The organism is Bradyrhizobium genomosp. III, assembly GCF_000261705.1.
Classification (GTDB): domain Bacteria; phylum Pseudomonadota; class Alphaproteobacteria; order Rhizobiales; family Xanthobacteraceae; genus Bradyrhizobium; species Bradyrhizobium ottawaense.
In genome coordinates, this window is sequence record NZ_AJQF01000042.1 from 19977 (window position 1) to 29782 (window position 9806).

General features: G+C 64.4%; 16 protein-coding genes and 1 tRNA gene. 6 read left to right on the forward strand and 11 right to left on the reverse strand.

Features of this window, described 5'->3' with window-relative positions:
- Positions 1 to 30 precede the first annotated feature (30 nt).
- The 7 genes from IC66_RS0103665 to IC66_RS0103695 all read right to left on the reverse strand — a co-directional run bounded on the left by IC66_RS0103665 (position 31) and on the right by IC66_RS0103695 (position 4801).
- Entirely contained in the window at positions 31 to 1071 is a 1041-nt protein-coding gene (locus tag IC66_RS0103665) for a PrsW family glutamic-type intramembrane protease (RefSeq protein WP_028144767.1), read from the reverse strand.
- A gap of 283 nt (positions 1072 to 1354) precedes the next feature.
- Positions 1355 to 1510 carry a hypothetical protein gene (locus IC66_RS47045; RefSeq protein ID WP_162130982.1) on the reverse strand — a complete coding sequence of 52 codons (156 nt, stop codon included), beginning with the start codon at positions 1508 to 1510 and terminating at the stop codon, positions 1355 to 1357.
- A 59-nt stretch (positions 1511 to 1569) separates the two neighbouring features.
- Entirely contained in the window at positions 1570 to 1827 is a 258-nt protein-coding gene (locus IC66_RS47050) for a hypothetical protein (RefSeq protein WP_038946694.1), read from the reverse strand.
- Positions 1828 to 1964: 137 nt separating this feature from the next.
- Complete coding sequence (locus tag IC66_RS0103680) at positions 1965 to 2972, reverse strand: acyl-CoA desaturase (RefSeq protein ID WP_038946696.1); 1008 nt, start codon at positions 2970 to 2972, stop codon at positions 1965 to 1967.
- A gap of 122 nt (positions 2973 to 3094) precedes the next feature.
- On the reverse strand, positions 3095 to 3721 hold the full coding sequence (locus IC66_RS0103685) for a PilZ domain-containing protein (protein ID WP_038946697.1): 627 nt from the start codon (positions 3719 to 3721) through the stop codon (positions 3095 to 3097).
- A gap of 215 nt (positions 3722 to 3936) precedes the next feature.
- Entirely contained in the window at positions 3937 to 4611 is a 675-nt protein-coding gene (locus IC66_RS0103690; RefSeq protein ID WP_038946699.1) for a hypothetical protein, read from the reverse strand.
- 115 nt (positions 4612 to 4726) lie between these two features.
- Positions 4727 to 4801 (reverse strand) — tRNA-Glu (locus IC66_RS0103695).
- Positions 4802 to 5025: 224 nt separating this feature from the next.
- Here IC66_RS0103695 and IC66_RS0103700 point away from each other — a divergent pair.
- Genes IC66_RS0103700 through IC66_RS47540 form a run of 3 tightly spaced genes read left to right on the forward strand, consistent with a single transcriptional unit; the run spans position 5026 to position 5756 of the window.
- Positions 5026 to 5280, forward strand: coding sequence for a PilZ domain-containing protein (locus tag IC66_RS0103700; RefSeq protein WP_018323099.1), 255 nt, complete (start codon positions 5026 to 5028; stop codon positions 5278 to 5280).
- Positions 5281 to 5336: 56 nt separating this feature from the next.
- Positions 5337 to 5582, forward strand: coding sequence for a hypothetical protein (locus tag IC66_RS0103705; protein ID WP_038946700.1), 246 nt, complete (start codon positions 5337 to 5339; stop codon positions 5580 to 5582).
- A 6-nt stretch (positions 5583 to 5588) separates the two neighbouring features.
- Complete coding sequence (locus IC66_RS47540) at positions 5589 to 5756, forward strand: hypothetical protein (RefSeq protein WP_085967565.1); 168 nt, start codon at positions 5589 to 5591, stop codon at positions 5754 to 5756.
- Positions 5757 to 5880: 124 nt separating this feature from the next.
- Here IC66_RS47540 and IC66_RS0103715 read toward each other — a convergent pair whose 3' ends face one another.
- Positions 5881 to 6519: a glutathione S-transferase family protein gene (locus tag IC66_RS0103715; RefSeq protein ID WP_038946701.1), complete on the reverse strand. Its 639-nt coding sequence runs from the start codon at positions 6517 to 6519 to the stop codon at positions 5881 to 5883.
- A 303-nt stretch (positions 6520 to 6822) separates the two neighbouring features.
- On the reverse strand, positions 6823 to 7275 hold the full coding sequence (locus IC66_RS0103725) for a VOC family protein (protein WP_028144760.1): 453 nt from the start codon (positions 7273 to 7275) through the stop codon (positions 6823 to 6825).
- A gap of 279 nt (positions 7276 to 7554) precedes the next feature.
- On the opposite strand from IC66_RS0103725, the gene IC66_RS46065 reads away from it, so the two are divergent.
- Both IC66_RS46065 and IC66_RS0103735 read left to right on the forward strand, forming a co-directional pair.
- A complete protein-coding gene (locus tag IC66_RS46065) occupies positions 7555 to 7719 on the forward strand; it encodes a hypothetical protein (RefSeq protein WP_154694134.1) in 165 nt (54 codons plus the stop codon).
- A gap of 12 nt (positions 7720 to 7731) precedes the next feature.
- Entirely contained in the window at positions 7732 to 8112 is a 381-nt protein-coding gene (locus tag IC66_RS0103735; protein ID WP_038946702.1) for a hypothetical protein, read from the forward strand.
- Between the two features lie 116 nt (positions 8113 to 8228).
- Here IC66_RS0103735 and IC66_RS0103740 read toward each other — a convergent pair whose 3' ends face one another.
- Together IC66_RS0103740 and IC66_RS0103745 are read right to left on the reverse strand one after the other, a co-directional pair.
- Positions 8229 to 8531: a hypothetical protein gene (locus tag IC66_RS0103740; protein ID WP_038946703.1), complete on the reverse strand. Its 303-nt coding sequence runs from the start codon at positions 8529 to 8531 to the stop codon at positions 8229 to 8231.
- Between the two features lie 112 nt (positions 8532 to 8643).
- Complete coding sequence (locus IC66_RS0103745) at positions 8644 to 9117, reverse strand: hypothetical protein (protein WP_038946704.1); 474 nt, start codon at positions 9115 to 9117, stop codon at positions 8644 to 8646.
- A gap of 359 nt (positions 9118 to 9476) precedes the next feature.
- Here IC66_RS0103745 and IC66_RS0103750 point away from each other — a divergent pair, with 359 nt between their 5' ends.
- A complete protein-coding gene (locus tag IC66_RS0103750) occupies positions 9477 to 9773 on the forward strand; it encodes an HU family DNA-binding protein (RefSeq protein ID WP_007591377.1) in 297 nt (98 codons plus the stop codon).
- Positions 9774 to 9806: the final 33 nt, after the last annotated feature.

Genomic DNA, 9806 nt, shown 5'->3' on the forward strand with positions numbered 1-9806 from the left:
ATGCGCGCAGCGCGCTCGCCATCCCGCGGCTCACCCGCCGCCGGGCGCCGAGGAAAAACCCTCCGCGCTGGTGCGGATGCGGTTGCGGCCGAGAACATAGATCGCCGTTGTGACAATCAGAAGCGCCAGGCCGAGCAGGATCGAGACGAAACCGATCGGGATCAGGGCCAGCGTCAGATTGCGCTCGGGGTTGATAAGCCAGTGATGGATCGAGGTCAGCACGAAGGCGAGCCCGAGAAAGCCGACGCCGCCGCCGGCGAGCAGCAGCGCCCACATCCGCCGGAGCTGGCTGAGCCGCTCCCGCGCGACATCGGTCCGGGGAGCGTGGTGGCGGGCGACGCGCCGGACCAGACGGATGGCGAAGGCGATCGAGCTGAAGCCGATCAAGAGGCTGGAGGCGCCCAGCCACATCCGCAGCGTCGGATCGAGGTCGGGCATTCTTTGCAGGGTCAGCAGTGGAAAGTCGAAGGCCGAATGCAGCGCAAGCGGGCCGGCCAGCATCAGGAGGCGGCTGGAGAGGCGGGCCCAGTCGCGATGGTGCCGGTTCGCGCCCAGCGCCGTGCCGGCGCGCGCGATCGTCAGGTAGGCGCCCGCGATGATGCCGAGCGCGCCGTGGAATGGCACGGTCAGCACGCTGCGCAAGGCGGCCAGCGAGCGCCACATCTCGGCGTGCTGGACCAGATAGGCGAGGTTCTCGTAAGCGGCGAAGCCGAGGCCGACCGCGGCGCCATAGACCACGGTGTCCATCGGATTGGCAAAGGTCCGCCGCTTGGTCGAGGAAATTACCACGATGGCGATCACCTTGACGGCTTCCTCAGGCAGCGCGACGCCGAAGATCGAATGCATGGCCAGCGCCGCCCAGGGGTCGTCGGGCGCCGCGACCATCTTGGCGAAGGGGGCGCGGGCGAGGCCCAGCAGCGAGATGCTGGCCGCCCCCAACAGGAACGCAGTCCAGACCTGGGCCGGCGGGCCAGGGCGCTCTTCGGCGGCGATGACAAGCCACAGCATCAGCAGCGCCGGGGCGATGGCGGCCGTTCCGATGACGGTGGGCAATGCTTCAATCAGGTACATCGGCGCCGAAAATAGGTTCCCTTGATCCGCTTATCTACATTCACCGATGCGACCATGTGTCATGCGCTTGCTGTCGGCTCGCTTAATGAGGGCGATAGCTTCCGTTCATCCGCTACGGCTCGTGGCGGTGTAAAATACACGCGTAATCAATTGCATGACAGCACCTGTTCGTCATCCATAGCAATGACGGCCCGACCGCGGTTGGAACGCGATTGGCAAGCCAGATCAAGGAGGTGCGCAGGCTTCTTCGATTCACGACGCAGGCGTGCGCGGGGTAGGCCAGCTAGCCGCGCTTCGCCGGGCCCTTGCGGGGCGGTGAGGCGAGCCGGCGCGTCCGCGCCTGCTCCAGCTCCCAGAAGGCGCGGACGAGGCAGGTGCCGAGGCAGAAGACGACGAGCACCAGCAGGAAGGCCTGGTCGACAGCGGGGATGTGTATCATGGCGATGATAAAGCAACGCCCATGCCATGCGTTCCCGCAACGGCCGGCGCTTTCCGCTTTCAGTGTGTGTTGAGCGGCGGCGGCGCCCCGGGAGCGACGTCGAAGGCGCCGAGATGGAATTCCTCGCCGAGGGATGTGTCGGCTTCGCCCGGTTGCGCCAGCAGCGTGAACGCGGCCTGCGGGTAGAGCTTCCAGATCTCCAGATCGCCGGCGGTGATGGTGAGCCAGCCGAATGTGTACATGTAGCGTCCGGGCTCAGTGACCCGGCCGACCCTGTCCCAGGTGATCTTGTCCACTGTAACTTTGTCGACTGCCATTCGGTCCCCCGATCGCAAGTCTGCAAATGACGCCCGGCCTGGAGGCACGGACGATCAAAAGCTGATCCCGCAATGGGGCCGCGATAGGGCGGCGATGCGGGGGCAAGACGGCCCGGCGGTGGCCGCTGCCCGCCGATTCAGCGCGCCGTCGAGGCCGCCTCTGCTTCGGCCGCCCGCTCCAGCTGACGGTGCGAGGCGTGGAAGACGTCGTGGACGAGACCGATCTTTTCCAGGCCCAGGATGATCAGGCCGTTGAGATCGATCTCCCACCAGGCGTGCGAGATGTAGGCGTCCCGCGGGAAGCGGTGATGGTTGTTGTGCAGACCCTCGCCGAAGGTGAGGATCGTGGTCACGAACTCGTTGGTCGAGGCGTCGTCGACCTCGAAGCGGCGATAGCCATAGGCGTGGCAGACCGAGCCGGTGAGCTGGCTGGTGAGGATCAGCAGATAGGCGCGAAGCAGGCCGGAGAACAGCACGCAGCCGATCATGGCGTGCACGCCGCCGAACGTGTAGCCGATCACGCCGGGGATGAAGACGGCCGACATCCCGTACCAGACCCAGCGCGTGCGCACGAAGAACATCGCGATCGGATCGGCGAGGATATCCTTGGCATAGTACTCGTTGTCGGTGGTGGCCTGGTCGAATACCCAGCTGCCCTGGGCATGCAGGAAGCCCTTGAGCGCGCTGACATAGCGATTGCCGAAGCCGTCGAATTGCGGGCTGTGGGGATCGCCGACGTCATCGGCGTAGAGATGGTGGCGGCGGTGGTTGGCGACCCATTTGGCGATCGAGCCCTGCACAGCCATCTGGGCGATGGCGCAGAAGAAGACACGCATGATCGGGCCGGTACGGAAGCTGCGATGCACGAACAGGCGATGCATGCCGGCACCGATGCCGAACGTCGTCAGCGCGAACATCCAGGCGAACGTGAACAGCTCGACCTTGCCGACGCCCTGCGTCACGGCCCAGATGATGCCGGCAACCGCACCCACATAGAGGATGCCGAGCAGGAGATAGCTCTCGCGCAACTTGGCCTGGACCAGCGGCCCTTCGGTGACCACGCCGGGTGGAAGCTGCGGCTTCGGTGCGACGGGCGCGTTCGGCGCGATCTCTGCCGGGGCGAACTCGGCGTCGGCGATGGACATTCCGGGGCTTCCAATACTCGAGGCCCGCAGTGATTGCGGACGCACCGGGCCACACCCTACCGCGCAGGGGTCGCCATCTCCAGTATTTAGTTAAGAAAGAGTTAAGATTGATCGGGCCGGCTTCAGGCCGACTGCAGCAAGGGCGTGCGGACGATCAGACGGACGAGGTCATCCCGTGACTGCTTTTCGGCGAATTTGACCGCAAACCCGTGCTCGAACTTGCGGATCACGCGCCCGACGCAAGCACCGACCGCAAGCGGGGTTCCGAGCGGCGGATCGTATTCGCAGGAGATTGCGACGCCAGCCGTGGAGACGTCGATGATGAAGCACGGATGGCTGCTGCCGTTGGCGAGCGTCAGGAAGGTGTGCGAGACCTGAGGTACGAAACGCGCGTCGTTCCGCAGCTCCTGGACGCTGGCGTCCTTCTGCTTCTTCTCGAGCCAGGTCAGCTTTTCCGACATCCAGGCGCGCCGCGCCCGCGTCATGTCGAGCTCCATCAGGAAACCCGACTTCAGCGTCGCGCTGATCGTGCACTGGAATTCGCCGAAATCCTGGAAGTAGGAGGTGAGGCGCTCGCCGACCTTGCCGACGACGGGCACGTCCACGATCATGCGGAAGGGTGAGACGCGCTTGGTGCGGCAGGCGAAGCTGCGCAGCTTGCCCTCGCAATCATACCAGCGGGGCAGCGAGTAGCTGCCGCTGACCGTGACGTCCACTGCACGCTGCCTGAGGAACTCTGCGACGGACATGAGGTGCCAATGATGTTCGGGATTGCTTCCGTAATTCCACGGTAGCTGTCAAATTCTAAGCAAATGATACCAGCGCACTGGAGCAGGGGTAAATTTCCGGTAAACGCGCGCTTCGCACGCCCGGCGGAAAGCGCGGCATAAGGACCCGTTATGCTGCAGGCCAGCTCACAACATCGTCATTGATGGCGCAGTGAAGCAACGACGCGCCGCGGCGCCTAGAGAGCTCCGAACAGCACCAGCAAAGCCAACGCGCTGACGGCCATTGCGAACTGGATCGTCGTCCATGTCAGGCCGTTCGAGCTGATCTGCAATCCCAGCGGCGGCAACGCGCGCCGCATCGCCAGCGCCGTGAAGGCTTCGACGATGGCGAGCAGGAGGGCGATGCCGGCGATGAAAGACCACGACTCGGCTGGAGGCATCCATGGCGCGAGCCAGGCCGGGACGGAGCCTTTCAAAGTGGCGAGCAACGCGAACCAGCCGAACCAGAATGCCGAGCGCTTGACGATGTCGGGGCCGAACGTTTCGGGCTCGAGGCGGATACCGATCGTTGCCAGCGCGCTTTCGATGCGCTCGCCGTCGGTCAGGACGACGAACGCGCCGAGATAGAGCGGAATGCGCGACTGGAAGAGCAGGGCGAGGATACCGAACAGGATAACGTGGCCAATGAGGTCGCCGACCACGTTCTTGGCGCTCTCGCCTGACGGCACGAGCGCGGCCGGCGCAGAATCTGGCTGCGGCTGCGCAAGCGACCTGGCGCGCGCCATGTGCTGCAGCATTTTGGCGCGCCGGTCCGATGGATGCTGGTGGGGTTGGCTCAGCCATGGCGGAAGGCGCGGCGTCATTGCGGACGTGTCGGACGAACCTTCAATCTCGGGAATACGCTGTGCCATGGGACCGGTTCCAACTGACATTGGTCGGTGGCGAGCAGCGGGAAGGTTCATGCGGGAGCGGCGGAAATTGCAGCCGGGCGGTCGTGGCGGCTCAGTGCGGCGCCATCGCGTGCACTGGCGCTCCCTAGCGGAATCGAACCGCTCTCTCCACCGTGAAAGGGTGGCGTCCTAACCGATAGACGAAGGGAGCAAACGCAGGGCCCTGCCGTTATCCCCGGCACAGCCGCTGGCCGGCCGAGTCGAGCCCGGCGGCTTGCAGCGGGCGAACGTATAGTGGCCTTTCTGGCTCCCGGCAAGCCGTCCGGGACGGTCTTTTGGCCCCGGTGGACAGCGCCGGCGCCGGGGTGATCCGGAGGCGATTTCAACGGTTTCTTAGGGTTCCCTGAGTAGCGCTGGAGCGGGAGATCTTTGCCAATGCCACCGCCGAAAAAGCGCGCAGCCCGCAAGCTGCTGTCGCAGCATGCCTGGATCACCCTCGACGGTGGCTTCGCCGCGCGGCATTGCCTGGTCCAGGACATCTCGGATTCCGGCGCCAAGATCACGCTGGACGAGGACGCGAGCCAGCTCCCGGGCGTGATCCGGCTCGCCTTCGCGCGCGATGCACGCACCGGGCGGAGCTGCCAGGTGGTCTGGCGCCGAGGCAAATCCGCCGGCATCAAGTTCATCTGATCGCGGCCGCGGCCGCCCCGATGGCGCGCGGCGCCCGTCCGGGCTAGAAGGCCGCCATGCGCGTGTCGCTCCTCATCCTGATCCCGTTCTTCGCCACGTCCGCCGCCGCGGCGGAAGCCCTGCGTCTGCCGCCTGCCGAGCAGCCGAAGGCAGGCACGGCCGTGCCGCTGAAGGATGCGGCCGGGAAGGCACGAGCGGGCTCCTGCGCCACTTACGGCCCGCGCTTCGTCATGGTGGAGGGCACCGGGACCTGCGTGAAGATCGGCGGCTCGATCAGCATCGACACCACCGTGAGGCGCTAGAGGCCCATGCCAGTGGATCTGCTGCGCCTCGACCTCATCGTTCCCGTGCTGATGTATTGCGCGCTGCTGTGGTGGGTCGGCCGCGGCCTGAGCTGGACGGCGCGGCTGGCGACCGCGGTGGTGACCTTGGTGCTGATCGTCTGCGTGCTGCTGGTCGAGCGCGGCTGGCGCTGAGCCAAAACAAAAACGCGAAAACAACCCCATGCAAAGTAGCGTCAAGTGCTGAGTTGGCGCCGGAGGATTGCGCCGAAGCGCGGATTCATCGCGCTCTCACCGCGGCTTATGCAGCCCTGCCGGCTCACGACATCGGCGGTGCGACATGCTGTGCAAATCCGGCCCGTTTGCCGAACTCGGCGAGCCAGCGCGTCAGGTGCGGCTGCGCCGGCCGGGTGATGCCCTCGACGCCGAGCCATCGGCGGGCATAGGAGCCGAGCGCGATGTCCGCGAGCGTGAACGCATCGCCCTCGATGAAGCGGCGCGAGGAGAGCAGGCGGTCGGCGATCGCCCAGACCTCGGCGGCGGCATCGGCATCGCGCTGCACCTGGATCATGTCGCGCTCGGCGGGCGCCGTGCGCACGATGCCCCAGAACACCGGGCGGTCGACCGGCTGCACCGTCGACAGCGTCCAGTCGAGCCAGCGGTCGACCGATGCGCGGCTCTTCGGCGCCTCCGGGTAGATCGGCGTGCCGCTTCCATGCGCGAGGCAGAGATAGCGCATGATCGAGTTGGACTCCCACAGCACGAAGTCGCCCTCGGCCAGCGTCGGGATCCGCGCATTGGGGTTCATCGCGAGATAGTCGGCCTCGCGGGTCCGGCCGTAACTCATGCCGGCGTCGATACGCTCATAGGGCAAAGCGAGCTCAGTGAGGCACCACAGCACCTTCTGCACGTTGACCGAATTGGCGCGGCCCCAGATCGTCAGCTTGGTGTCAGGCATGGAGCGTCTCCCGCGGCGTTGTCGCTTGCCGCGGGTGATAGCGGAATTCGCCGTTCGGAGCGATGCGCGATTGCGGCGCGCCTCTCATGCAAAAAGCTCCGCCCGAGGCGGAGCTTTCGTTGCAAAACAAACCGGCAAGTTGAACCCGTCGCTCAGCGGCCGAAGAACAGCCACAACAGAATGATCACCGGGATAGGCACGCCAAGCATCCACAATAGAATTCCGCGTCCCATGATTTTCTCCTCCAATCGCATTGTCGGAGAGTGAACGCAGGCGGCGAGGGCTTGTTCCAGCGTCTCGAACCTACCAGTGGCCGGTGTTGGGCATCGACGCCCAGGGCTCCTGCGGCGGCTTCGGCTCGCCCTTCTGCAGCAGCTCGATCGAATGCAGGTCCGGCGAACGGACGAAGGCCATGTTGCCGTCGCGCGGCGGACGGTTGATGGTGACGCCGGCCTTCATCAGCTGCGCGCAGGTGGCGTAGATGTCGTCGACCTCATAGGCGAGATGGCCGAAGAAGCGATCCTCGCCATACTTCTCCTCGTCCCAATTCCAGGTGAGCTCGACCAGCGGCGCGCCGCGCGACTGCGGTTGCGTCTTCAGCGCCTCGAGATCGTCCGCCGAGCACAAGAACACCAGCGTGAACCGCCCCTTGTCGTTCTCGATCCGCCGCACCTCCTTCAACCCGAAAGCATCAACATAGAATTTCAGCGCGACATCGAGATTGCGCACGCGCAGCATGGTGTGGAGGTATCGCATGGTTGTTGCTCCCTGGAACGGGTGGGGTTTTGCTTTGGGCCGGGACGGCGGGGACAGGAGATAGCAGGAAACGGGCAGGAGGGGCAGGGGGCGGGCGCGCGAGGGGAAGCGGCTGGTGGAAACAGACCAGCCAAGCGTGGACCGAATCCGCAGAGCCTGCGGGTGAGCAGGCCATTTTTAATGCACTGTCACCGTAAGCTTGCTCATGCTGAGGGGCGACGGCGGATGAATTTGATCCATCGTCACTGAACCCCACCTCCGCCGGCGCGACCAATTGCTATGCTTCATGCCCTGCTTAGCGCGATCGTGGATATTCTCCTGTCTGCCGCATGGAGCGCGGTCGTCAGGTTCTTCGGCCTGGAAAACGCCGTCGAGATCGCGACGGCCGTCTTCGGTCTTGTCTGCATCGCGATCGGCTCTGTGGTCTTGTTGTTTGGGCACTAACGAGGGAGCGTCGTGAAGACGATCACACTGCTTGCGGTGGCGGCCGTGGTGCTGCTGGAGGTCTTCGGCCCGACGTCGAGCGTCGGCGGCTCGATGAGCTTCATGCTGGTGCTTGCCCTCGTCGTGCTGGCTGTCGCGATTTACGAGGCCTGGTCGAACGGACGCGGCGCAATCGGCTGGGTCGTCAACATCGTCGCCGCCGCCTTCGGCGGCCTGCTTGCGGTTGCGCTCATCGGAATGGGCATGGACGCGATGCTGCCGTACCTTCAGCTCGAAGGTTCGCTCGCGTCCTCGCAAAATCCGGTGAAGTATGTCGTGGTCACACTCGTTGCGATCGTCATCGTGCTGGGATCATGGATCCCGCTCCAGATCGTCAACCGGCTTCGCGACTAGCTGAAGAATGGGGGCTGTCAGTTGCGGGGCGAGGCGACCGAACTGCTCGGCCCGCAGGGTTCGCCCGGCGATGCAGAGCATCGCCCGGCAATGGCCGCTGGAGCCGCCGCCTTCGATCAGGCCGCAATGCGTTGTTCGACCGGGGCCGTCAGCAGCTTGAGCGCCTGGGCGTGTTGCAGGTCGGGGACCGCGATCGCCGTGTGGCTGTAGATCGCATGGCTGCGTGATGTTGCAATCCTGTCCAGGATCTCTTTGCCCTTGATGACGTGAAGGCCCATGCCCTCGTCAGTGGGGAAGATTGCCAGCACCACGTCATAGGCCGCGATGATGGCTCTGAGTGCTTCGGCCTTGTCCTCGGCGACGTCGACGAAAACACGAACATCAGCCGCGAGTTCACGCAGCTCGTCAAAATCCAGCACTGTGGGGTTACTCCAACGCAACGAGACTGAATGGAGCTTGGCGGCGTTGGGTTACTGAAGTGTCAACAAGGCGTGCCGAGCCACAAGTTTCACGACGAGGTGACTTCACGCTCTAGCGCTTTGCTTCGTCCTTGCGAACGTCCACGAGGTTCAAGGTGAGGCCGTCATAACTCAGCTTGAGCCCGCGGCCGACGATCCATATCCATCCCTCCCGGTCCTTGATGGCCTGCGCGTTGAACTGGTCGGAGATCGATTTGACGGCGGCGTCCTGCGCCCCCGGATTGTTCAACTCCGCCTTGACGCGCCAGATCGGGTGCCTGGCGTCGGCCTCCTCGCTGTCGACCGTGACCTTGGCGCCGTTGATGTCGCATTCGAAGGTGTAGGAGTCGCGGCTCCGGCGGCAGAGATAGCGGCGTTGACTGACGAGCTTGCTGGTCTCGTCGAATGTCATCCCCGGCGAGAAGCCGAAGATGTCAGACTTCTTCACGAGGGCGAGGGACGCAGGCTTCAGGAAGCTCGGCTGGATCGCGACGAGGGCTGCGACGGCCACAACGATCAAACCTGCGATGACGATAGCGACCTTCATGAGCACCCCACGAGAAACCTTCAGACCATTATAGGCAGCCGGGCCGTTCTACCATGCCCCCAAAAGCGAAAACCCCGCCTGGGGGAAGCGGGGCTTTCTGGTGGGGTGAAGCTTGGGGATTTCTTTGGGGACTTCAATGATATGACGCGCCAGCCGCAAAATGGTTCAAGCGAAAAACGGAAGGTCCTGCGGCATCTTCACAGGAAGTAGGGAACCCCGCAGAACCCCTGCTTGCGTTTTCGGCCTCGATGGGTTCTAAGCCCCGTCACTTCATGACCACTGGCATGAAATCAGCGCGCCCCCGCGCTTCAGGCCGCGTCCCCAGCAGAGTTGCTCGCGCGCACAAAAGGAATTCAGACATGGCGAAGATGACGAAGACTCAATTGATTGATGCAATTGCCGAGGGCACGCAGCTTTCGAAGAACGACGTGAAGTCGGTGATCGAGTACATGGCGACGGTTGGTTACAAGGAGCTCAACGAGTCCGGCGAGTTCGTCATTCCCGGTTTCGTGAAGATGTCGGTCGTGAACAAGCCGGCGACCGAAGCCCGCATGGGCGTCAATCCCTTCACCAAGGAGCCGATGCAGTTCGCGGCCAAGCCGGCGAGCAAGTCGGTCAAGGCCTCGCCGCTGAAGGTGGCCAAGGACTCCGTCTAAGGCGCTGGCGATGTCGTTGCGGCGGGCGATGCC

Excerpts from the sequence above, each read along its gene's own strand:
- IC66_RS0103665 (WP_028144767.1), bottom strand. The coding sequence starts at position 1,071 with ATGTACCTGATTGAAGCATTGCCCACCGTCATCGGAACGGCCGCCATC.
- IC66_RS47045 (WP_162130982.1), bottom strand. The coding sequence starts at position 1,510 with ATGATACACATCCCCGCTGTCGACCAGGCCTTCCTGCTGGTGCTCGTC.
- IC66_RS47050 (WP_038946694.1), bottom strand. The coding sequence starts at position 1,827 with ATGGCAGTCGACAAAGTTACAGTGGACAAGATCACCTGGGACAGGGTC.
- IC66_RS0103680 (WP_038946696.1), bottom strand. The coding sequence starts at position 2,972 with ATGTCCATCGCCGACGCCGAGTTCGCCCCGGCAGAGATCGCGCCGAAC.
- IC66_RS0103685 (WP_038946697.1), bottom strand. The coding sequence starts at position 3,721 with ATGTCCGTCGCAGAGTTCCTCAGGCAGCGTGCAGTGGACGTCACGGTC.
- IC66_RS0103690 (WP_038946699.1), bottom strand. The coding sequence starts at position 4,611 with ATGGCACAGCGTATTCCCGAGATTGAAGGTTCGTCCGACACGTCCGCA.
- IC66_RS0103700 (WP_018323099.1), top strand. The coding sequence starts at position 5,026 with ATGCCACCGCCGAAAAAGCGCGCAGCCCGCAAGCTGCTGTCGCAGCAT.
- IC66_RS0103705 (WP_038946700.1), top strand. The coding sequence starts at position 5,337 with ATGCGCGTGTCGCTCCTCATCCTGATCCCGTTCTTCGCCACGTCCGCC.
- IC66_RS47540 (WP_085967565.1), top strand. The coding sequence starts at position 5,589 with ATGCCAGTGGATCTGCTGCGCCTCGACCTCATCGTTCCCGTGCTGATG.
- IC66_RS0103715 (WP_038946701.1), bottom strand. The coding sequence starts at position 6,519 with ATGCCTGACACCAAGCTGACGATCTGGGGCCGCGCCAATTCGGTCAAC.
- IC66_RS0103725 (WP_028144760.1), bottom strand. The coding sequence starts at position 7,275 with ATGCGATACCTCCACACCATGCTGCGCGTGCGCAATCTCGATGTCGCG.
- IC66_RS46065 (WP_154694134.1), top strand. The coding sequence starts at position 7,555 with ATGCTTCATGCCCTGCTTAGCGCGATCGTGGATATTCTCCTGTCTGCC.
- IC66_RS0103745 (WP_038946704.1), bottom strand. The coding sequence starts at position 9,117 with ATGAAGGTCGCTATCGTCATCGCAGGTTTGATCGTTGTGGCCGTCGCA.
- IC66_RS0103750 (WP_007591377.1), top strand. The coding sequence starts at position 9,477 with ATGGCGAAGATGACGAAGACTCAATTGATTGATGCAATTGCCGAGGGC.